A 22,643-nucleotide genomic window follows, 5' to 3' on the forward strand; every position below is an offset into this window, starting at 1 on the left:
AGCTTATGGAACGCAAAACATTTCAAAAAAAATCTCAAATATTTATTGCGATTATTATTGTTGTCTTTTTGATCCTGGTTGGCAGATTGGCTTATTTGCAGGTTTTCCAAGTGGAAAAGTTTAAGACGATGGCTCAGCAAAACCATATGCGTTTAATACCGATTAAGGCGCCGCGGGGAGAAATGTTTGCCCGGGACGGCAAAACAAAGCTGGTTACCAACCAACCGGTGTATACCGTTTCCCTGATGTACCTGGGATTGGAAAATACCCCGCAGGTTGTTCAGCGCTTGGCTGATATTATGGGTATTGACTCTAAAGAAATTCAACAAAAGTTAGACGAACATAAGCTGCGTTTGTATGAGCCGATAGAAATTGCCTCTAACGTGCCGTTAGAGACAGTACTGGAAATTGAACAGCGCCGTTTAGAGCTGCCGGGAGTTATTATTGATGTGGAACCGGTAAGATTTTACCCCCAAGGCGGCTTGGCAGCTCACGTAGTAGGATATGTAGGGGAAATTAACCAAGAAGAGTTAGATAAATTAAGAGATCAGGGCTACCGTCTTGGTGATGAAATCGGCAAAGACGGTTTAGAAGTGGTTTATGAAGAATACCTGCGGGGGGAGGCAGGAGCACGCCAGGTAGAAGTAGATGCCCAGGGACGACCGGTTCGCGACTTGGGAATATCCCAGCCGATCCCGGGAGACAGTTTGGTACTGACTATTGATCATAAAGTGCAACAGGCGGCAGTAAAGGCCTTGGAGGCCCAGCTTGAGCTTTTGCAGAAGAAATATCCCGATGCGAAAGCCGCTGCGGTGGTAGCGCTCGATGTGCACACCGGTGAAATACTGGCGATGGCCAGCTATCCTACATACGACCCGACTGTTTTTACCAAGCCCCTGTCCAATGAAGAGTACAGGGCGCTAAGTGAACAGCGCGCTTTTCTCAATCGAACGGTTTTTGATTATTCCCCCGGCTCAACCATAAAAATGCTGATTGGCGCAGCCGGCTTAGCGGAAGGCATTATTGATCCCAATTATAAGTATGCAGATAAAGGGGCCTATTATATTGACAATCTGCCAATCTATGACTGGAAACCGGGCGGGCACGGTATGGTTGATATATACAAGGCCCTTAAAGAATCGGTTAATGCTTATTTTATTAAATTCGGCATTGATTTGGGGCAGAAAAAAATAGAGCAGTACGCCAGGGAATTTGGCTTTGGTGCCGTTACCGGGGTGGATTTGCCCTATGAACGCAGCGGTATCTTGCCCACACCGGAAGCAAAGTTTAATATTTGGAAAAACTACCTGCCGTTGGAAATAGAAGAAAAAATTGATCAGCTACAGGAAAAGTATGAGAAATTAATGGCTGATGCAAAAACAGAGAGTGAACGCCGCAAATTAAAGCAGCAGCTGATTGCTGAAAGATTTGCGCTGGCAGAAAACCAAACCCAAAAAACCTACATGTACGAATTAGAATGGCATACTTATGATACCGCCTATGTTTCCATCGGTCAGGGTATTGGCAGTTACACTCCGCTGCAGCTTGCCAATTACGTGGCTGCTATTGCTAACGGCGGCACACTGTATCGGCCGCACTTGGTGAAAAAAATTGTCAACCAAGACGGGGAGACGGTTAAAGAGTTTAAACCGGAAGTAATTAATAAAGTTAATATTGCGGATAAGCATCTTGCTGTCTTGCGCGAAGGAATGAGGCGGGTTGTCAACGAACCCGGCGGTACTGCCTATGGTTTATTTAATGACATACCGGTAGAGGTTGCGGCTAAAACAGGAACCGCTGAAGTGGGGGTAAAAGATAACCATGCCTTAATGGTGGCTTACGCTCCGGCAGATAACCCCAAAATTGCCGTTGCCTGTATAGTTGAACACGGTGCCAGTGGCGGTAGTGCTGCCGGACCGATTATTCACGACATTTTAGCCGCATATTTTGGCGGAGAGCTAAAAGAAGGGCAAATAGTCCATACTCTTGAATAAATTTGTCAAAAATCTCCTTGTTATTTTATATTGCATTTAGCAGGATTTGGGTTTAGTGTGTAGAAATGTATATCCAGTAAACGGTAGGAGGTTTTTCAGTTGTTCAGGGATAACAATACTAGCTCTACCGGACAATCTACTGGAACAATGCCGGATTTAGATACCCTGTTTGACGAAAATACTATCCTCGTACCACGCACGCTTCGTTCTGGGCAGAGTATAAAGTATGACGGAAACATTGTAATTTTGGGAGATGTCAATCCCGGTGCGGAAGTAATCGCTACCGGCGATGTCATTGTGATGGGGGCGTTGCGCGGTGTTGTGCATGCCGGTGCATCAGGAGATGTACGGTCCAGTGTGGTAGCTTTTTCGTTACAGCCAACTCAGCTGCGTATCGCCAATCATATTACCAGAGCTCCCGATGATGAGGTAACAACCCACTTTTTTCCGGAAGTAGCCAGTTTAAAAAATGGCGTTGTGACCATAGAAAACTTTCACCCTGAACGGCAATGGAGATAGAGATACATAAGGAGGAACAACTTATGGGAGAAGTTATTGTAGTAACCTCCGGCAAAGGAGGTGTGGGTAAAACCACTACTACAGCAAATATTGGGGCAGGCTTAGCAATGTTGGGGCATAAAGTGGCATTGGTTGACGCTGATATCGGTCTGAGAAATCTCGATGTAGTGTTGGGTTTGGAAAATCGCATTGTCTATGATATTGTTGACGTTGCCAACGGTAACTGCCGTATGCGTCAGGCGATTATTAAAGATAAACGCTTAGAAGGTCTGCATCTGTTGCCGGCAGCACAAACAAAAGACAAAACAGCGGTATCACCGGAGCAAATGAAAGAAATTTGTGCGGAGTTAAAGGAAGATTTTGAGTACGTAATTATTGATTGCCCCGCCGGAATAGAGCAGGGTTTTAAAAATGCCATTGCCGGTGCAGAAAAAGCCATTGTGGTCACCACACCGGAAGTTTCCGCCGTGCGGGATGCGGATCGCATTATCGGCCTTTTGGAAGCGGCTGAGCTTAGAGATCCGAAACTGATTATTAACCGTTTGCGGGTGCGGATGGTTAAAGCCGGAGATATGATGGGTATTGATGACATTATTGAAATACTGGCTGTTGACCTTTTAGGTGTGGTGCCGGATGATGATCAAGTAGTAATCAGTACAAACAAAGGGGAACCGGTAGTATTAGAAGAAAAATCCCTTTCCGGCCAGGCTTATCGCAACATTACCAAGCGGATAAAAGGTGAAAAGGTGCCGCTTTTGAACATGGAAGCGGAAAACGGCTTTCTTAGGGCGCTGCGTAGGCTTATTGGATTGAAGTAGAAGGGGGTGCTTAAGTTTTGTTGGATTTTTTAAACCGTGTATTTGGGAAGAACACCGGCAGCAGCAAAAAGTTGGCCAAAGAGCGATTGCGCCTGGTGTTGGTTCACGATCGGGCTAATGTATCACCCCAACTGCTTCATGCCTTGAAAAAAGATATGATTGAGGTTATTTCAAAATATATGGAAATTGATGAAAATGCACTGGAAGTAAATTTAAGCAGCAGTGATTCACAGGTTGCTTTGGTGGCTAACATTCCGGTGAAAAAAATGAAACGTTCGTTTTAGACAGGTCTTTGCCTTTCTGCAAAACAATCAGGGCATAGAACAAAATGTCCTGATTGTTTTTTGTCTTATTATGAGGTAAGATATATTTTGGCGTCTACTGCTGTAAGGAGGGTGGGCAAATGGTTGTGCGGCGAATAATTAAGAACTTGGATTATGTATTGTTGATTGCCGTATTGCTAATCATCGCCTATGGCTTAATTGCTATTGCCAGTGCCACCCATGTAACTACTCCGATCAAAGTAGCGGAAGGAAGCAAGTTACTCTTCGGTGTAATCAATGTCAATGCTTTGGAATTTGTAGTTAAGCAAATAATATGGGCACTGCTTGGATTAACTCTCATGACGGCGGTTATTTTTATTGACTATCAAGATTGGCCTAATTACACCCGAACACTGTATTTGATAAATATTATCATGCTGTTGGTGGTAATATTTCTTGGCAAAACCGCTCTCGGTGCCCAGCGTTGGATAGCAATCGGCCCCTTTGTTCTGCAACCTTCCGAATTTGCCAAGGTAATCATTATTGTTGCTTTTGCTGATTTTCTGGCTAAACGGGAGGGGCGATTGAGAAATTTGCGAGAACTGCTGCCCGCTTTTGTATTTATCGGCGTTCCCATGCTGTTGATTATGGTGCAGCCGGATTTGGGAACCTCGCTGGTATTTGTAGCGATTATGCTTGGCATGCTGTTTATGGCCGGTGCCAACCCGAAACTTTTGGGCGGACTGATTGGCAGTGGCGGTTTAATCCTTTTTGGCTGGCTTTATGCCTACTTCAAAAATCCGGATAAAGTATGGATGCCGCTACAGGATTATCAGATAAACAGACTGACTATTTTTCTTGATCCTTACAGTGACCCGTTGGGTAACGGTTATCATATCATTCAATCCCAAATTGCCATTGGTTCAGGCGGTTTGTACGGGAAGGGTCTTTTTAACGGCAGTCAAAACCAACTGAACTTTTTACCCGAACAGCATACCGACTTTATTTTTTCCGTTGTGGGGGAAGAACTGGGTTTTGTGGGTACCGTGCTGCTTTTACTTTTGTTTTTTATCGTTATTTATCGCGGTGTCTACATAGCCACACAGGCTAAAGACACCTACGGTACCTTATTGGCTACCGGTGTGGTCTCGATGATGACCTTTCATGTTTTGGTAAACGTGGGTATGACTATCGGCATTATGCCGGTAACCGGTTTGCCGCTGCCTTTATTTAGTTACGGCGGCAGCTCAATGCTGGCCAACATGATCGCCATGGGTATTTTACAAAATATTTATATCCGTAGACAGAAATTAATTTTTTAGCCTTGGAATTTCAATTCCAAGGCATTTTTATTTTTGGGGGTAAATATACTGTATTGACAAGCTGTCCAACCAGAAAATGCATTAAGTATTTAAGGAGGGAAAAGATGTGAAATTTAAGTGGCCGAAGATTAGAAAAAAAAGTTCTGCAATCAACTATCCAACTAACTATCCAACCGGCTACTCGCAGGATTGGGAATCTTATTTTTCCGCCGGTACCAGAAGAAATATCCGTAAAAAAAGTTTCTGGCAAAATTTTTACCGGGTGCTCATTGCATTTGCTATTTTTTTGGTGGCACTAACATTGCGGGAGACGGAACACCCCTTAGGTGTTCAAGCCCGGGAAAGTTTAAAATACGCTTTAACCACTGAATGGGACTATCAACCGGTGCTGGATAAAGCGGTGCAAATTGGTTTGCAAACCGTAAGCATGGAGGTGCCTTTTTTTAATGACCTTCCGGGAACCAGTCCGGTTTTGGCTCCTAAAACCGATACTTATTATGCCTTGCCGGTTTCCGGTACCGTGATAAAAGAATACGGCTGGGTAAAGGAAGGTGCTGACGGCTTAGAACGGTTTAACCCGGGAATTTATATCAGTGCGGAAGCGGGAAGCGAAGTGAAAGCTTCACGCAGCGGCAGAGTGGAGCGGGTAGGACGGGATGAGTCTCTCGGCACTTATGTTTTAATTGAACACAACGGCAATGATTATACCTTGTATGCCGGCTTAAGTGAAGTGTATGTCAGTGAAGATCAGGCCGTGGATGTACAAACAATTATCGGAACGGTGGGGGAAAACAGCGACGGCATAAGTGGCTTGCACTTTGAAATCAGAGAAGATAACAAATTGGTGGATCCGCTTTCCAAACTGGAAGGCTTAACCAATTAGAGGTGAAAACATAAATGAGAGTAGGAAGGGTATGTGGGATTGACCTGCACATTAACGGCTGGTTTTTGTTTCAGTTAAGCCTCTTTTTTATTGCCGGAATTTTGGACAAGGGTTTGATTCTTTTTGCGGCAGTGCTGCTCCATGAGATTGCCCACACCGCTGTAGCAATGCGTTTAGGGGTACGGGTAATAGATATTGAGCTGCTGCCCTTTGGCGGTGTGGCCAGATTAGGCAGTGAATTGGCTTTAAATACCAGAAAGGAAATGGCCGTTGCCGTTGCCGGGCCAATCTGCAACTTAGTAATGATTGGTTTAGCCCTGGGTTTTCGCAGTTACGGACTGTGGGATGATGAACTGGGGCCTTTTTTTTTACAATCTAATTTGATGTTGGCGATTTTTAATATGTTGCCGGCTTTACCCCTTGACGGCGGTCGCGTGCTTAGGGCATACTTGGCCAAATGGATGGGACTTAGACAGGCTACCTATGTATGCACGGCAATGGGGCAGGCCGGGGCGGTGGTGATTATATCTTTTGCTGTCCTTGGTTTGTTGTTAGGTATTACCGGCTTGGATATACTGATACTGGGGCTGTTTCTTTTCTATGGGGCAAGCCGGGAAAAGCGCAGCGCTCCCTATCTTTTTGTCCGGCAGCTAGTGCAGAAAAAAAGCGAACTGGCTGAAAACGCAGTTTTACCGGCGGAAGTGATAGTTTCGCTGGAGGATGTGCCGCTGCGGGAAGTGATTAAGCCTTTTGTACCGCGAAAATTTCATTTGGTGATTCTTTTAAATGAAAATATGCAGTTTCAACGCATCATTAGCGAAACGGAAGTAGTAGATGCTTTAGTGACTTACGGCTGGGATTACCCCCTTGGCAGGGTAGGCAAAAAATAACAGGAATTTTATAATTGTTGTTGAATTCTTTTATGTTAAGATATTTTTAATTGGTAAATAATAGCATAGTGGGGGCAGCTGAATTAACAGGGGAGGTACTATATGATTCAACAAACTTTGGAGAAAATATTGCCACAAGTACAAAAACCGGCACGTTACACCGGCGGGGAATGGAATTCCGTGACCAAGGATTGGGATTCAGTAGCAGTGCGCTTTGCTTTTGCTTTTCCTGACGTATATGAAGTAGGCATGTCCTTTCTGGGTTTGCAGATCCTTTACAGTATTGTAAATGAACGGGATGACGCCCTGATGGAACGAACTTTTGCTCCGTGGGTTGATATGGAAGAAAAAATGAAGGAACATAATCTGCCGCTGTTTACTTTAGAATCCCATCGCCCGGTGAGGGATTTTGATATCTTAGGCTTTACCTTACAGTACGAACTGACTTTTACCAATATTTTAAATATGATTGCTCTGTCCGGACTTCCCTTAAAAAGTGCCGACCGTGATGACAGTATGCCGTTAATTATTGCCGGCGGTCCTTGCGCTTTTAACCCGGAACCCCTTGCTGATTATATTGACTTGTTTGTATTGGGTGAGGGAGAGGAAGTTATTCATGAAATTATCGATGTGTATAAAATTGCCAAACAGCAGGGTTTGAGCCGAAAGCAGTTGCTGGTCAAGCTGGCCGGCATTGAAGGTATTTACGTACCGGCATTCTATGATGTTAAATACCATGAAAACGGGGCAGTTAAAGAAGTGAAGCCCATAATTCCGGAAGCGCCAGCCAAAGTACGTAAGAGATTAATTAGGGACGTGGATAATGTTCCCTTTCCCACGAAACCAATTGTGCCGTCACTGGGTACAGTGCACGATCGGGTAATGCTGGAAGTACAAAGGGGATGTACACGGGGCTGCCGGTTTTGCCAAGCCGGGGTGCTGTACCGCCCGGTGCGGGAGAAAACACCGCAAACATTGCTCAAACAAGCAGAAGAGCTTGTAAGACAAACCGGACACAATGAAATATCACTGACATCCCTTTCTACAGCGGATTATTCCAATGTTCGGCCGCTAATCATGGGTTTACTGGATGCCCATTCCGGAAAAGGGGTTAATGTTTCTTTACCTTCCCTCAGAGTAGATGCCTTTTCCATTGACTTAGCAAAAGAAGTGCAGCGGGTGCGCCGTTCCAGCTTGACCTTTGCCCCTGAGGCCGGAACTCAGCGGTTAAGAGATGTGATCAATAAAGGGGTTACCGAGGAGGATTTAATTAATGCGGTCACTGCTGCCTTTGCCGCCGGCTGGCATGCAGTTAAACTGTATTTTATGATTGGCTTACCTACGGAAACCTACGAGGATTTGGACGGTATCGCCCGCTTGGCCAAACGAGTAGTAGCGATCGGCAAAGAACAAGGGGTTTCCCGGAAACGGTTAAAAGTGACAGTCAGCGTTTCGTCTTTTGTACCGAAAGCACACACTGCCTTTCAATGGGAGCCTCAGGACCACATTGAAGAACTAAAGAAAAAGCAACTTTATTTAAAAGAAAAACTTAAGGATAAACATATTGTCTTTAATTATCACGATCCCAAAACCAGTTTTTTAGAAGCGGCCTTATCAAAGGGCGATCGGCGGATAGGAGCGGCAATTGAACGGGCCTTTCAACGGGGATGCCGATTTGACGGTTGGACAGAGTTATTTAAGTATGAAGAATGGTTAAAAGCCTTTTCAGACGTCGGACTGGATCCCAAATGGTATGCTTACCGGCCTTTAGATTATCAAGATGCACTGCCATGGGATCACATTGACGCCGGGGTAAGTAAAAGGTACTTAATGCTAGAGCATAAAAAGGCATTAAAAGAACAAGTAACCAATGACTGCCGCAATGGAAAATGTCCCGGCTGTGGGTTGTGTCCGAGTATGGATATCAATCCCGTTATTTGCAGGAGTGATGATTGTGCCCAGGTATAAAATTATGTTTTCGGTTTTAGGTTCGGCACGCTTTTTATCTCATCTTGACTTACTTAGGCTGTTTGAACGGGCGTGTCGTCGGGCCGGTTTGCCCATGGCTTATTCCCAGGGGTTTAACCCCCATCCGAAAATAAGCATTGCTTCCCCGCTGGCGGTAAGTATAGCAGGTGAGCGAGAATTTTTAGAAATTGAACTGACTGAGGAACTGAACTTAGAGGATATTATCAAAAACCTAAACAAAAATTTAGTCGGTGGGATAAAAGTTTTAGCGGTGCAGAAGATTGCAGACAGAGAAAAACCTTTAATGTCCCAAATCAGCCGGGCCACTTATTTACTGCAGTGTGACACAACAGACGATGTAGAGCAGGCTGATGTGGATAAAGTGATAAATAAACTGCTGCAACGGTCTGAGATAACAATAGAAAGAAATGTAAAAGGCAGGGTTAAAACGGTGAACATCAGACCGGGAATACTGGCCCTTAACGGAACGGTTAAAAAACGGGGAATTGAAATAGAGGCGGAACTGCGTGCCGGCAGTCAGGGGAGTGTTCGTCTTGATGAGCTGCTTCAGGAATTAAAAAAGGCCGGCCTGGCAATAGATTGTGCTAGCTGCCGCATTTATCGCACCGGCTTATACGGAGAAGAGGGAAATCAACGAAAGGAGTTATGGTAGTAGCCCGTAAATTAGGTGAGGTGCCTCTATCAGTTTAACTCTGGAGAGGATAGTATGTATAAAGAAATTATTGTCAATGTCGGAGAAGAAGAAACCCGCGTCGCAGTTTTGGAAAATAAACTGCTGGTGGAACTATATATTGAACGCTCAAGTAACCAGCGTTTGGTAGGTAATATTTATAAAGGACGGGTAGAGAACGTTCTTCCCGGTATGCAGGCGGCCTTTATCGATATTGGCTTAGAAAAAAATGCTTTTCTTTATGTTGAGGATGCTTTGCCAAGCCGCTGTGCTCACCATCATGCAGAGGCACTTAATATCGGAGATATATTAAAAGAGGGGCAAGAAATTATTGTCCAAATTATCAAAGATCCGATTGGCGGTAAAGGCCCGCGGGTCACTACCAATGTGACCCTGCCCGGTAGGTATTTGGTATTAATGCCAACCGTAGACTATATCGGTATATCCCGCAGGATAGAAGCGGAAGAAGAGCGGGAAAGGCTGAAGGAAATTGCCGAGCGCTTAAAACCTCCGGAAATGGGGTTAATAGTGCGCACGGTGGCGGAAGGAATGGAAGAAGAAGAAGTCAAAAAGGATGTCAAGTTGTTAACTCGGCTGTGGGCTAAAATTCAAAACAAATCAAATGGCGGGCCGGTGCCTAACTTACTGCACCGGGATTTGGAGCTGGTACAACGAATTTTGCGGGACGCTTTCAGTGAGGATATTGATCGCTTAATTATTGATTCCCGGTATGAATATGAAAAAGTATTGGAATTGCTGGATATCATTGATCCGAAACTGAAAGTAAAAGTGCATCATCATTACCGTGGAAATTTATTTGAAGAGCTGGGTATCGAGACGGAGTTAAAAAAGTTATTAAAGCGCCGGGTATGGTTGAAATGCGGAGCGTATTTGGTTATTGACCAAACAGAGGCGTTGACGGTGATTGATGTCAATACCGGCAAGTATGTGGGCAGCACGAATTTAGAAGATACGGTACTAAAAACCAATCTTGATGCCGCGACAGAAATTGCCCGGCAGTTAAGGCTGCGCAATATCGGAGGCATTATCATTGTTGATTTTATTGATATGCCTAAGGAAGAACATCAGCAGTATGTGCTGCAAAAATTAGAGGAGGAACTGAAAAAAGATAAAACCAAAACAAATATTTTGGGAATGACTCAACTGGGATTGCTGGAAATGACCCGCAAAAAAGTGCGCCCCAGTTTGAATGATGTATTGCAAAAGCCCTGCCCTTATTGTGAAGGCCGGGGGAAGGTGCTATCTGAAGAATCGGTAAGTATCGACTTGAAAAATAAAATTTACGAGGTAGCCAGCACCACGGCCGCCGACACTATTTTAGTGGAAGCACACCCGCTGGTAGCAGCCCGCATTATTGGCAGTGGCGGAAGGGGTTTAAAAGAAATAGAACAGCGTATTGGCAAGAACCTGTACATTCGCGGTTCCGCCAATCTCCATATTGAAGAAACCGACATTAAGCCTTTATATGGACAAGAGGAACCGGAAGTAATTTCTCCCCCGGTTAAGACCGGGGAGATCTTAGAGGTGCGAGTGGAAGAACCACATGTGACCAATAGCAATGACGGCATTGCCCGGCTCAACGGCTATATTTTGGACATCGAAGCGGCAGGAGCGTTGGTGGGTGAAAATGTACTGGTAGAAGTGGGCAAGACCTACCGCACTTATGCTAAGGCCAAACTGATTACGGCGGGTTAGATGATCATTAAAGGGATACAGAGTTGGTTTTTCCTTAAAAATACACAACTAATTCAGATGACGCTTTGTTCTTGACAATAAGTGCTTCTGTGATAAAATATTGAGGTGCAAGTGTTTTTTATCCACCGCACGGAATGGGTTGCAAACGGCTTATTTAGCCTACCTTTATCCGGCGAGTCCTGTTAAGGGGAGGTGTATTGAATGTACGCAATTATCGAAACCGGTGGTAAGCAGTTTCGGGTACAGGAAGGCGATACTTTATATGTAGAGAAGTTGCCTGTTGAGCCCGGCGAAACGGTAGCTATTGACAAAGTGCTGATGGTAAAAAAAGAGGGCGATGTTAAAATTGGCACACCGGTAGTAGAAGGGGCTAAAGTGACTTTGAAAGTAGTGCGCCATGGAAAAGGTCGCAAGATTATTGTCTTTAAGTATAAGCCGAAGAAAAACTACCGTCGTAAAAAAGGTCATCGTCAGCCTTTTTCCGAAGTAGTAGTAGAAAAGATTGAAGCATAAATTTGGTATAACCTCTACTGTAAGAAGGAGGTGGGTTTAATGGCTCATAAAAAAGGGGTAGGCAGTTCACGGAACGGCCGTGATTCCGAAGCCAAACGACTAGGTGTGAAGCGTTTCGATGGACAAAGAGTCACCGCCGGCAGTATTTTAGTTCGCCAGCGCGGTACTAAAATTCACCCGGGTGTTAACGTAGGCAAGGGTGGAGACGATACATTGTTTGCCAAAATAGACGGTATTGTTAAATTTGAGCGAAAAGGCAAAAACAAAAAACAAGTGAGCATTTATCCGGTTGACAGTGCGGCTGCTCAATAATTCGGTAAACAAACCGATCTCGCAAGGGATCGGTTTTATTTATAACTGCCTGCAGGGAATCATAACCAATAAGTTGAATGTTTTTAAAAAAGTCTTTTTTGAGAGGATGATCGCGTTGCGCCTAACCGAATTATTAGAAGTAATTCAGGTGAACAGGCACGATTTTTTAAACCACTTACAGGTAATATCCGGTTTGTTGCAATTAAATAAAATTGATCAGTTGCAGGAATATATTAATAAAACAACCCAAGATATTGGAAAATTAAGTGTCGTTACCAGGTTGAAAATCCCCGAGCTAAAGGCGGTATTGCTGATAGCGGTTAATAACGCCCATAAACATCAGGTGGAATTAATATTTGATATTAATACAAATATGGCAGGCTGCAATTTTTCAGGGGAAATTATCGCCTTGGCCGTGGAAGAATGCATTAATAAGGCGTTGGCAGAGCTTTCACCGCCCTCTGTTCAAGATCGGCGCTTGCTTTTTAGCATTGTAGAAGATGATGATAAATATAACTTTATATTTGGCTTTCCCGGCTTGTCGTTTGATACAGTGACTGATTTGGAAAGCAAATTGGCATACTGCCACAGTTTAACCGGTCAAGGGCTTCTGGTTGGGACGGCGGTAACAGACAAAGGTGCTGATATTTATTTACAACTGCCGCGTGGAGTGCGGTCTACAAGTTTGTGATTGTGTACATAATATAAAAGTATATCTTTAGGTAACGAATAAGGTGATAATTTATGTTTTACGATAAGGCAAAAATTTATGTCAAGGGTGGCGACGGCGGAAACGGATGTGTGGCCATGCGCCGTGAAAAATATGTACCGGAAGGGGGGCCGTGGGGCGGTGACGGCGGTCGTGGCGGCAATGTGATTTTTGTTGGCGATGAAGGATTAAATACACTGGTAGATTTCCGCTACAAAAGTCACTTTAAGGCTAAACGGGGCCAGCACGGTATGGGCAAAGGTATGCATGGCCGTGCCGGTGAAGATTTAATGCTTAAAGTTCCCGTGGGAACGATAGTGCGGGATGCGGAAACCGGTGAACTGATTGCTGATATAGTACGGCCGGGCCAGCAGGTAGTGGTTGCCAAGGGCGGCCGTGGCGGTCGGGGTAATATGCGTTTTGCAACGGCCCGCAACAAAGCGCCCACCATAGCGGAAAAAGGAGAGCCCGGCGAGGAAAGATGGCTGAGCTTAGAGCTAAAGCTGATTGCCGATGTGGGTCTGGTTGGTTTCCCCAATGCCGGCAAGTCGACAATTATTTCCCGGGTGTCGGCAGCCAAGCCTAAAATTGCGAATTATCCTTTTACCACTTTGGTTCCTAATTTAGGAGTGGTTAGGCTGTCTGAAGAGGAAAGTTTCGTGATGGCTGATATACCGGGCTTAATTGAAGGTGCTCATGCCGGTGTGGGTTTGGGACATGAATTCTTGCGCCATGTTGAACGCACCAGAGTGCTGGTACATGTTATTGATACGGCGGGAACGGAAGGCCGCGACCCGGTGCAGGATTTTAAAGTAATCAACAAAGAACTAAGGGAGTATAACCTCAAATTAACCCAAAGGCCGATGATAATTGCGGCTAATAAAATGGACTTGCCGGCGGCCAAAGGGAACTTGGAAAAACTGCAACAGGAATTGGGCAGCCGGTATGAAATTTTTCCGGTGTCAGCGGCAACCGGTGCCGGCTTAGATAAACTGATGTGGAGAATTAGTCAGCTACTGAAGGAAATTCCTAAAGAAACGGAACCGTATGCTACGGAAGAAGAAAAAATCATCCGCTATGAGCCGGAGCCGAGATTTACCGTGAATAAAGAAAACGGCGTTTTCACGGTAAGCGGTAAAGAGATTGAGCGGCATGTGGCGATGACTGATTTAAACAATGATCAGGCTGTAGAGAGGTTAAACAGAATTATGGATAAAATGGGTATTTATCAAGCCTTAAGAGATGCCGGCGCTACCGGCGGAGATACAGTGCGCATTAAAGATTTTGAGTTTGAATTTCTCGAATAACGCTAAAAACCAAGGCTGTCGCAACGGGCGACAGCCTTAGTTTTTAATCAAGATCTTTGCCTTGCGAAAACTTTGCTTCACTTTCATAACTAAGTTCAAAATCAACATCTTTTTCCAATGCCTCATGCAGCACGTCTGCGTGCAAATGGGAATAATAAAAACCGTAATTAACCGCCTTATCTTTAAAAGAGATGGCAAAACGGTCACCTGTTTTCCACATACGACAGGGCAGCTGAAACTTTTTTGATAATGACAGCGCTAACGGAAGCGCCCTTTCAAAATTTTCCTGATCTAAGTTAAAAGTAGGATACAAGTAGCTACGCACAAAAAATACTCCCTTCAGTTTGATTTGATACTTAACTACAATTCAACGATAATTGAACATGCCCTTTTTGTAAGTAATGGTACCCCTTAAAAAAGTTTGAACGGTATTGATTATTTTACTTGATTGGAGGATAATGTCTTTGGTTGTCTGATCAGAGTTAAGACGGTGATGCTGATGAAGTCTTTGGCAATTATGGGCGGAACTTTTGACCCTATTCATTACGGGCATTTAGTGGCAGCGGAACATGTGCGACATCAATTTCAATGTGAAAAGGTGTTGTTTGTTCCTGCGGCCAGGCCGCCCCATAAGGAAAATAAAAAAATATCACCGGTTGAACATCGACTGGCGATGACTCGTTTAGCCGTGCAATCTAACCCTTACTTTGAGGTATCAACGATTGAGATTGAACGTCCCGGATTGTCTTATACCATAGATACCGTAAAAACTTTAAAAGAAATTTACCGTCCGGAAACAATATACTTTATTACCGGTGCAGATGCCGTTTTAGAAATTATTACCTGGAAAAGTGTAGAGGAATTGCTGTCCCTTTGTTTTTTTGTGGCTGCTACTCGACCGGGTTACGATCTCACTAATTTAAAAGAAAAGCTTAAAATGCTGCCTCAAAAGTATCTGAACAAAATTTTACCTACTTATATTCCTGCATTAGCCATTTCCAGTACGGATATCCGGCGCAGAGTTGCCGAAAAGGCTCCCATTAAATACCTGCTTCCGGAATCGGTTGAACAATATATTTTTGCTCACCGCCTTTACCTGTAATTGATGGAAAATTATGCTCTGCGATGTTTGAATTACGGCATTTGATAATGCAAATAATATGCTTAACATTAAAACAAACCATTGCAGTTAAGGAAAAGAGGTGACCAAAAAGTGGTGCGCACTTTGTACGTAGGTAATTTGCCGTGGGCAGTTAGGGCTGATCGGTTAACCGAAGCATTTGAACCGTACGGTGAAGTTATTTCCAGCCGCGTAATTATGGATCGGGAAACAGGCAGATCCAAAGGGTTTGGATTTGTGGAAGTTAATGATGAGGATGCTGACAGGATGATTGCCGCCCTAAACGGCACAGAACTAGACGGTCGCATAATTACTGTAAACGAAGCCAAACCCCGGGAATAACATGGCACAGTCTCCTACCTTCGGGTAGGAGGTTTTTTTCGTTTAATGACAAAGTTATAAAAATAAACTTGTCCGTTAAGAGGAGAGGGAAGATGAAGCACATTGAAGGGATCATTGACAGGTTGAGACAAAACATGAGCACAGACCGGTTTAAACATACTCTCGGGGTGGTAAACACCGCTGTTGAATTGGCTGAACAATTCGGTGTTGATCCCAAAAAAGCCCGGCTGGCTGCGCTGCTGCATGACTGTGCCCGTGATTATTCTGAAGGGCAGCTGCTGGAAGCGGCAAACAGTTATGGCCTGGAAGTTGACTTTATCCAAAAAGAGCTGCCTTTAATGCTTCATGGGCCGGTGGGAGCGGTGCTGGCAAAAGAGGAATATAACGTAACGGATGGGCAAATTTTACGGGCCATTGAGATTCATACTACCGGCTGTAAGGAAATCAACGATTTAGATAAAGTAATAATGACAGCAGACTTTATTGAGCCGGGACGCAGGTATCCCGAGGCAAAGTACGTGCGCGAACAAATCTACCGCCAGGGGATGGACTTAAACCGGGCGGTTCTTAGCATTCTTGAATTTAAAATTAAAAGTGTGTTAAAATGCAAGTGGTTACTTCATCCGCAGTTGGTAGAATGTCGAAATCGGCTATTGCTAGAGACCGCTGGTAATCGTAAGCATTTTTAGGAACTGTTAGCAATCGGTTATAGTATAATTAAAGTAAATATATTTTATAGGGGGAATGGATTTGACTCTTAGCATCCAACAAATTGTGGATGTAGCCTGCCATGCCGCAGAAGAAAAAAAGGCCTACGACATAAAGGTGTTAAATCTTAGCGAGATATCTACTGTTTGTGATTATTTCATTATTTGCAGCGGTCGGTCCGGGCAGCAAGTAAAAGCGATTGCCGAAAACATACAGGAAAAACTGTGGGAGCGGGGAGTGCAACCTAAAGGCAGAGAAGGCTTGCGGGAAGGTAATTGGATATTATTAGATTACGAGGACGTTGTGGTGCATATCTTTAAACAAGAAGAAAGGGAATTTTATAATTTAGAGCGCCTATGGCGTGATGCCGAGGTGGTAGATGTTTCCCCGCTGCCGGAAGCAGAGCATTCATAATTTAAAAAAACAGTGTTTTTTGGCCTTGACATTTTTCGCAATGTCGTTTATAATAACACTCGTCATATCAATATCGTGATTTCAATGATGAGGAGTAGTAAATGGCGTAGCTCTGTAGAGAGCCGTTGGTTGGTGAAAAACGGTGAGCGTAACCATTGAACTCGCCTCGGAGATGTATAGGGGATATGTACTCTATACCGGTGGTGACCGTTATACACATTGAGTGGATAATACGTGGGGGTATAGCTCAGCTGGGAGAGCGCTTGAATGGCATTCAAGAGGCCAGCGGTTCGAGCCCGCTTACCTCCACCATTATTATTCCATTAGGGTGGTACCGCGGGAAGTAACTTCTCGTCCCTTGTCTGGGATGAGAAGTTTTTTATTTATACATAACACAGGATCCCATAAAAAGTTGCAGACATAACCCGGTAATCGCCAAAAAGAACGTCATGCCAAAAAAATATTACAGAATATTCTGAATAGGATGTTAGGAGGGGGAGTATGCAAAAAACTGACAAAATCACGGTGGGACGTCTTCTTCAGCAAACAGCAGAAAGGTTTCCAAACAATGACTGCTTAGTTTATGCTGATCGGGATTTACGTTACACCTATGAGGAATTTTATAAACTTTGCCGTAAAGTGGCACGGGGTTTAATGGCCATGGGCATAAAAAAGGGAGAACATATTGCCGTTTGGACAACTAATGTTCCGGAATGGCCGATGCTGCAGTTTGCCGTCGGAATGATGGGAGCGGTTTTAGTAACGGTAAACACTGACTATAAGACATTTGAATTAGAGTATCTGCTTAAGCATTCTGACAGTACAACTTTGTTTATGATTGACGGTACAAAAAGATCTAACTATATTGAAATGATTTATGAATTGTGTCCGGAGTTAAAAGATTCCGCTCCCGGTCAATTAACCAGCCAACGTCTACCCTACTTAAAAAATGTCATTTATATCGGAGATACCGAGTACCCGGGCATGTTTAGATGGCCGGATCTCTTGACCAAAGCGGAAGAAGTTAGCGAGCGGGAACTGGATGAACGGATGAACAGCCTGGATCCCGATGAAGTAACGATTATGCAATATACTTCGGGAACCACCGGCTTTCCCAAAGGGGTAATGCTTTCTCACCATAACGTGGTTGCCAATGCGCAAAGTGTGGCCCAGTGCCTGAATTTTTCCAGCAAAGATCGTTTGTGCATTCCGGTGCCCTTTTTCCACTGCTTTGGCAGTGTGTTGGGAACATTGACCTGTGTGGTAAGAGGAACGACAATGGTTATACCGGCAGAGTCTTACAATCCGTATCGGGTACTGGAAGCGGTGGAAAAGGAACGTTGTACCGCCCTGCACGGTGTTCCGACCATGTTTATTATCGAACTGGAATGTTTGGAAAAAGAAAACTATGATCTTTCTTCTTTGCGCACCGGAATTATGGCCGGTTCGCCCTGTCCCGTCGAAGTTATGCGCGCGGTTATTGACCGCATGAACATGAAGGAAATTGTGATTACCTACGGACAGACGGAAGCTTCTCCCGGTATTACGATGACCCGTACGGACGACCCTGTAGAGAAAAGAGTAAATACCGTCGGCCGGGTACTGCCGGGTGTGGAAATGAAAATTGTTGATCCGGCAACCGGTGATGAACTGCCGCCCGGAAAGCATGGGGAAATCTGTGCCCGGGGCTACAACGTAATGAAAGGTTATTACAATGACCCGCAAGCCACGGCCTTAGCCATTGATGAAGACGGTTGGCTGCATACCGGTGACATCGGTATGGTAGACGAAGACGGGTATTTGTATATCACCGGCAGGTTGAAAGACATGATTATTCGCGGTGGAGAAAATATTTATCCCCGGGAAATCGAAGAATTTTTATATACAAACCCCAAAGTTCAGGATGTACAAGTGGTTGGCGTGCCCAGTGCCAAATACGGTGAGGAAGTAATGGCTTTCGTCAAGGTAAAGGAAGGCTGCAAGTTAACCGCCGAAGAATTAAAGGAATTTTGCGAAGGTAAAATTGCCCACTACAAAATACCGCAATATTTTGTGTTTGTAGACAATTATCCCACCACTGCCAGCGGTAAAGTACAGAAATACAGACTGCGGCAAAAAGCCATTGAAATGATGGAACTGCAAGATTTAACCGATGATACCGTTGACGGCTTAGCAAAAAACGCTTAAAGTTGAGCTAAATGGCAAATTGTGATAAAATAACCACGAATTAAGCAGAAGGAATTTGCAGTTGGCGAATTCCTTTTGCTAATTATAGATATTTGATTACTTGGAAACCTTACTTTATCTAGGAGGAGAAACAGTGCAAGAACGGTATGATTTTAAGGATATCGAACCCAAGTGGCAGCAAAAGTGGGAACAGGATAAAATTTACCGGGTAGAAGATTATTCCGAACGCCCGAAATTTTATTGTTTAGAAATGTTCCCCTATCCGTCGGGGAAACTGCATATGGGACATGTGCGCAACTATTCCATTGGCGATGTCATTGCCCGCTTTAAAACAATGCAAGGATATAATGTGCTGCATCCCATGGGGTGGGATGCATTTGGCTTACCGGCGGAAAATGCGGCCATAAAAAACAACACCCATCCTGCAAAGTGGACAATTGACAACATTAACGCTATGAAAGCGCAGTTAAAACAACTGGGGCTTAGTTATGACTGGGAACGGGAAGTTGCCACCTGTTATCCGGAATATTATCGTTGGAACCAATGGATTTTCTTACAATTGTATAAACAAGGCAAATGCTATAAAAAGACAGCGTCCGTTAACTGGTGCTCATCCTGCGGCACGGTACTGGCTAACGAGCAGGTGGTTGAGGGTGCATGTGAACGATGCAGTACGCCGGTGCAGCAAAAGGAACTGGAACAATGGTTCTTTAAAATTACAGATTATGCCGAAAAATTACTGGACGACTTAAAACTGCTCCCCGGTTGGCCGGAAAAAGTTAAGACGATGCAGAAAAACTGGATTGGGCGCAGTGAAGGGGCAGAATTGACTTTTAAAGTATCAGGTATGGAGGAAGAGATCACCGTATTTACCACCCGTCCGGATACTATTTTCGGTGTTACCTATATGGTGCTGGCGCCGGAGCATCCGTTGGTGGAGAGGCTGATTGCCGGAACGGAAAGCGAAAGGGAAGTAACTGAGTTCGTGCGCCGGGTGCGCAATATGACTGTGCGTGATCGGACGGTAATGTCAGAAAAAGAAGGTGTGTTTACCGGAGCCTACTGCGTCAACCCGATCAACGGTGAGCATGTGCCGATTCTTGTTGGCAACTATGTTTTGCTGGAGTACGGTACCGGTGCGGTAATGGGGGTTCCCGCCCATGACCAAAGAGACTTTGAATTTGCTACCAAGTATAAGCTGCCGATTAAACGGGTTATTCAGCCGGAAGGCGCTAGCGGCAATGAGGAAGAATTAAAAGAAGCTTATACCGGAGACGGTGTGCTGATTAATTCCGGACAATTTAACGGTATGCCCAACCGCCGGGCAATGGTTGAGATTACAAAACTGTTAGAAGAAAGAGGTCAGGGCAAAGCTACCGTGACCTATCGACTGAGAGACTGGTTGATTTCCCGGCAGCGTTACTGGGGTACCCCAATTCCCATTATTTATTGCCCGGAATGCGGTGTTGTTCCCGTTCCGGAAGAACAACTGCCGGTGTTGCTGCCCACGGATATAGAATTTAAGTCTACGGGTAAGAACCCTTTACTTGACTGCCCGGAATTTATTAATACCACTTGCCCCAAATGCGGCGGCAATGCCAAGCGGGAAACCGATACCATGGATACCTTTGTTGATTCCAGTTGGTATTTCTTGCGCTATACCAGTCCTAAAGAAACTGCCGGGCCATGGGATAAGCAAAAAGCTAATAACTGGATGTCGGTGGATCAGTACATCGGCGGTGTTGAGCATGCCATTTTACACCTGCTGTATTCACGCTTCTTTACCAAGTTTTTTTACGACCTGGGTTTAACGGATAAAAAAGAACCCTTTGAAAACCTCCTTACTCAAGGCATGGTGCTGAAAGACGGGGCCAAAATGTCCAAATCTAAAGGCAATGTGGTCAGTCCGGAGGATATTGTGGCTAAATACGGAGCAGATACTGCGCGCCTGTTTATTTTGTTTGCCGCTCCTCCGGAACGGGATTTGGAATGGAGCGACCGCGCGGTGGAAGGCTGCCATCGTTTTCTAAATCGGGTATGGCGGCTGTACAATAGTTTGCTGGATGAAGTTAAAGATGCTGATGGGCATGCAAATACTAAACTGGTGGGTGTGCATAAGGAACTGCGCCGCATCACTCACCAATCCATTAAGAAGGTCACCGAAGATATTGAGGAGCGCTTTAACTTCAATACCGCTATCAGTGCCATCATGGAATTGACAAATGCCATTTACACCTATAAAGATAAAGTTCCCGCTGCTGAGTACAATAAGGGGGTTCTTAAAGAAGCACTGGAAACCCTGGTACTGCTGCTGGCGCCCTTTGCCCCGCATATCACGGAAGAGTTATGGCAGGGAATGGGTAAATCCGGCAGTATTCATCAACAAGCTTGGCCTCGATATGATGAGGCGGCATTGGTTGAAGATGAGATTGTTATTGTTGTACAAATAAACGGCAAGGTGCGTGAGCGGGTAACGGTAGCAGCAAACATTACAGCAGATGAAATGAAAGAATATGTGCTGGGATTGCCTAAGGTGCAGGAGTTAATTAGCGGCAAAGAGCTTGTCAAAGTGATTTCTGTGCCCGGCAAACTGGTAAATATAGTGTTAAAAAAATAATATATAGTGACCGTTTCCTTTCCCACCTTTAATGGATATAATATCGAGGGTGGGAAAGGGCTTTTTTATTTAGTATTTAGGAGGATTGGCTTTGGAAAGTGTAATTTTTGGTTATCTGTTTATATTTGTCGCCAGAGTGCTGGATATGTCGTTGGATGTACTCAGAATTTTGATGCTTACCAGAGACAAAAAATTTACGGCGGCGGTAATCGGCTTTATAGAAGTAACAATTTTTATTGTCGCGTTAAATGAAGTGATATCTAACGGGTTATCCGATCCCTATAAGGTAATTGCCTATGCCGGCGGCTTTGCCACCGGAAACTATGTGGGCGCAATTATTGAGAATTTATTGGCAGTGGGTTACTTATCTATGCAGGTTTTTCCCCCGCGGGATGAAGTTGACGAAGTAATTAACCGGCTGCGCGCCGAAGGTTTCGGGGTAACCAGTGTAGTCGGTTCCGGCAGAAACGGCCCGCGAACCGTTCTGTATCTCATTTTAAAGCGCCGCGATCTGAAAAAGGTTGTCAAACTTCTCGATGAGATAGATAAAAATATCTTTTACAATATCAGCGATGCCCGCAGCATTCGCGGCGGGGTGTTTCCCGGCAGAATGCGGACAGGAAAATAATGCCCTTATTTTTGGCAATGAAAGGAATATTTTAAAGGAAAAAACCGGTCGGCCTCGAATATCAATTTATCATGTTCCGGAAGGGGCTAATCACTGATGTTTCAAATTAGTCGCCGCGAACAGTTGATTATATTGATTTTGTTGGCCGTCCTTGTTTTTTGGTGCGGCTACCGCTACGCTGAATATAAACTTGCCGACAGCGAACAGCCGCTGCTTGTTCAGCCGGAGAATGAACCAGCCGAATCTAAAAAATTAACAGTACACGTCACCGGGGCGGTAGATAAGCCCGGCGTTTATCATCTGGAGGGAGATGCCCGGATCATTGACGCCGTCGAACTGGCGGTGCCTAAAGCCGATGCGGACTTAAACAGAATAAACCTGGCCGCTCCCCTCACTGACGGGGAGCAAATTATCGTACCGGTGAAAACCGATCAGCCCAATTTGCTGCCCCAATCGGCTGAGAATATGCAAGTTTTTTATGAAGGAAAAATTAATATTAATACAGCCGGGATAGATGAATTAGATCAACTCCCCGGTATCGGCCCGGCCTTGGCCGAGCGCATTATTGAATACCGGGAAGCGAACGGCGGTTTTAAATCGATAGAGGAGATCAAGAATGTACCCGGTATTGGCGATAAAAAATTTGCAGATATTAAGGATAAGATATCAATATATTAGTTTTTTTGCATATGCTTAATTTACAAGGTTTAATTAAGGTGGTG

General features: G+C 44.6%; 23 protein-coding genes and 1 tRNA gene. 23 read left to right on the forward strand and 1 reads right to left on the reverse strand.

Annotated elements, in window-relative coordinates:
• Window positions 1–5 precede the first annotated feature (5 nt).
• The 14 genes from ACZ5NG_RS01130 to obgE all read left to right on the forward strand — a co-directional run bounded on the left by ACZ5NG_RS01130 (window position 6) and on the right by obgE (window position 13,905).
• Entirely contained in the window at window positions 6–1,994 is a 1,989-nt protein-coding gene (locus tag ACZ5NG_RS01130; protein WP_464252193.1) for a penicillin-binding protein 2, read from the forward strand.
• Between the two features lie 147 nt (window positions 1,995–2,141).
• A complete protein-coding gene (gene minC, locus ACZ5NG_RS01135; protein ID WP_464253088.1) occupies window positions 2,142–2,513 on the forward strand; it encodes a septum site-determining protein MinC in 372 nt (123 codons plus the stop codon).
• A 23-nt stretch (window positions 2,514–2,536) separates the two neighbouring features.
• Window positions 2,537–3,331 (forward strand): septum site-determining protein MinD, encoded by a 795-nt coding sequence (minD, locus tag ACZ5NG_RS01140; RefSeq protein ID WP_464252194.1) that lies wholly within the window; start codon window positions 2,537–2,539, stop codon window positions 3,329–3,331.
• A 17-nt stretch (window positions 3,332–3,348) separates the two neighbouring features.
• Entirely contained in the window at window positions 3,349–3,615 is a 267-nt protein-coding gene (gene minE, locus ACZ5NG_RS01145) for a cell division topological specificity factor MinE (protein WP_464252195.1), read from the forward strand.
• A gap of 119 nt (window positions 3,616–3,734) precedes the next feature.
• Window positions 3,735–4,916 (forward strand): rod shape-determining protein RodA, encoded by a 1,182-nt coding sequence (gene rodA, locus ACZ5NG_RS01150; protein ID WP_464252196.1) that lies wholly within the window; start codon window positions 3,735–3,737, stop codon window positions 4,914–4,916.
• 106 nt (window positions 4,917–5,022) lie between these two features.
• On the forward strand, window positions 5,023–5,799 hold the full coding sequence (locus ACZ5NG_RS01155; protein WP_464252197.1) for a peptidoglycan DD-metalloendopeptidase family protein: 777 nt from the start codon (window positions 5,023–5,025) through the stop codon (window positions 5,797–5,799).
• A gap of 14 nt (window positions 5,800–5,813) precedes the next feature.
• On the forward strand, window positions 5,814–6,689 hold the full coding sequence (locus ACZ5NG_RS01160) for a M50 family metallopeptidase (protein WP_464252198.1): 876 nt from the start codon (window positions 5,814–5,816) through the stop codon (window positions 6,687–6,689).
• Between the two features lie 102 nt (window positions 6,690–6,791).
• A complete protein-coding gene (locus tag ACZ5NG_RS01165; protein ID WP_464252199.1) occupies window positions 6,792–8,657 on the forward strand; it encodes a TIGR03960 family B12-binding radical SAM protein in 1,866 nt (621 codons plus the stop codon).
• Window positions 8,644–9,330 carry a TIGR03936 family radical SAM-associated protein gene (locus ACZ5NG_RS01170; protein ID WP_464252200.1) on the forward strand — a complete coding sequence of 229 codons (687 nt, stop codon included), beginning with the start codon at window positions 8,644–8,646 and terminating at the stop codon, window positions 9,328–9,330. Before ACZ5NG_RS01165 ends, ACZ5NG_RS01170 begins: the two co-directional genes overlap by 14 nt.
• 54 nt (window positions 9,331–9,384) lie before the next feature.
• On the forward strand, window positions 9,385–11,064 hold the full coding sequence (locus tag ACZ5NG_RS01175) for an Rne/Rng family ribonuclease (protein ID WP_464252201.1): 1,680 nt from the start codon (window positions 9,385–9,387) through the stop codon (window positions 11,062–11,064).
• Window positions 11,065–11,265: 201 nt separating this feature from the next.
• Window positions 11,266–11,577 (forward strand): 50S ribosomal protein L21, encoded by a 312-nt coding sequence (gene rplU, locus ACZ5NG_RS01180; RefSeq protein ID WP_464252202.1) that lies wholly within the window; start codon window positions 11,266–11,268, stop codon window positions 11,575–11,577.
• Window positions 11,578–11,616: 39 nt separating this feature from the next.
• Window positions 11,617–11,889, forward strand: a complete 273-nt coding sequence (rpmA, locus tag ACZ5NG_RS01185) for a 50S ribosomal protein L27 (RefSeq protein WP_464252203.1) — start codon at window positions 11,617–11,619, stop codon at window positions 11,887–11,889.
• Between the two features lie 106 nt (window positions 11,890–11,995).
• Complete coding sequence (locus ACZ5NG_RS01190; RefSeq protein WP_464252204.1) at window positions 11,996–12,580, forward strand: Spo0B domain-containing protein; 585 nt, start codon at window positions 11,996–11,998, stop codon at window positions 12,578–12,580.
• Window positions 12,581–12,633: 53 nt separating this feature from the next.
• Complete coding sequence (obgE, locus tag ACZ5NG_RS01195; RefSeq protein WP_464252205.1) at window positions 12,634–13,905, forward strand: GTPase ObgE; 1,272 nt, start codon at window positions 12,634–12,636, stop codon at window positions 13,903–13,905.
• A 43-nt stretch (window positions 13,906–13,948) separates the two neighbouring features.
• On the opposite strand, the gene ACZ5NG_RS01200 is transcribed toward obgE, so the two are convergent.
• The gene (locus ACZ5NG_RS01200) at window positions 13,949–14,230 is read right to left on the reverse strand and encodes a hypothetical protein (RefSeq protein WP_464252206.1); all 282 of its coding nucleotides are present in this window, start codon (window positions 14,228–14,230) and stop codon (window positions 13,949–13,951) included.
• A gap of 174 nt (window positions 14,231–14,404) precedes the next feature.
• Here ACZ5NG_RS01200 and nadD point away from each other — a divergent pair, with 174 nt between their 5' ends.
• The 9 genes from nadD (at window position 14,405) to ACZ5NG_RS01245 (ending at window position 22,599) form a co-directional block, all read left to right on the forward strand.
• On the forward strand, window positions 14,405–15,007 hold the full coding sequence (gene nadD / locus ACZ5NG_RS01205; RefSeq protein ID WP_464252207.1) for a nicotinate-nucleotide adenylyltransferase: 603 nt from the start codon (window positions 14,405–14,407) through the stop codon (window positions 15,005–15,007).
• A gap of 114 nt (window positions 15,008–15,121) precedes the next feature.
• On the forward strand, window positions 15,122–15,367 hold the full coding sequence (locus ACZ5NG_RS01210; RefSeq protein ID WP_464252208.1) for an RNA recognition motif domain-containing protein: 246 nt from the start codon (window positions 15,122–15,124) through the stop codon (window positions 15,365–15,367).
• Window positions 15,368–15,459: 92 nt separating this feature from the next.
• A complete protein-coding gene (gene yqeK / locus ACZ5NG_RS01215; protein ID WP_464252209.1) occupies window positions 15,460–16,056 on the forward strand; it encodes a bis(5'-nucleosyl)-tetraphosphatase (symmetrical) YqeK in 597 nt (198 codons plus the stop codon).
• A 61-nt stretch (window positions 16,057–16,117) separates the two neighbouring features.
• Window positions 16,118–16,489 carry a ribosome silencing factor gene (rsfS, locus tag ACZ5NG_RS01220; RefSeq protein WP_464252210.1) on the forward strand — a complete coding sequence of 124 codons (372 nt, stop codon included), beginning with the start codon at window positions 16,118–16,120 and terminating at the stop codon, window positions 16,487–16,489.
• Window positions 16,490–16,725: 236 nt separating this feature from the next.
• Window positions 16,726–16,801, forward strand: a tRNA-Ala gene (locus tag ACZ5NG_RS01225).
• 189 nt (window positions 16,802–16,990) lie between these two features.
• Window positions 16,991–18,676 (forward strand): AMP-binding protein, encoded by a 1,686-nt coding sequence (locus ACZ5NG_RS01230; protein WP_464252211.1) that lies wholly within the window; start codon window positions 16,991–16,993, stop codon window positions 18,674–18,676.
• A 133-nt stretch (window positions 18,677–18,809) separates the two neighbouring features.
• Window positions 18,810–21,293 carry a leucine--tRNA ligase gene (gene leuS / locus ACZ5NG_RS01235; protein ID WP_464252212.1) on the forward strand — a complete coding sequence of 828 codons (2,484 nt, stop codon included), beginning with the start codon at window positions 18,810–18,812 and terminating at the stop codon, window positions 21,291–21,293.
• A gap of 91 nt (window positions 21,294–21,384) precedes the next feature.
• Window positions 21,385–21,921 carry a DUF2179 domain-containing protein gene (locus ACZ5NG_RS01240; protein ID WP_464252213.1) on the forward strand — a complete coding sequence of 179 codons (537 nt, stop codon included), beginning with the start codon at window positions 21,385–21,387 and terminating at the stop codon, window positions 21,919–21,921.
• 96 nt (window positions 21,922–22,017) lie between these two features.
• Window positions 22,018–22,599 carry a ComEA family DNA-binding protein gene (locus ACZ5NG_RS01245; protein ID WP_464252214.1) on the forward strand — a complete coding sequence of 194 codons (582 nt, stop codon included), beginning with the start codon at window positions 22,018–22,020 and terminating at the stop codon, window positions 22,597–22,599.
• Window positions 22,600–22,643 lie beyond the last annotated feature (44 nt).

This window comes from Desulfovectis peckii (genome assembly GCF_055391705.1).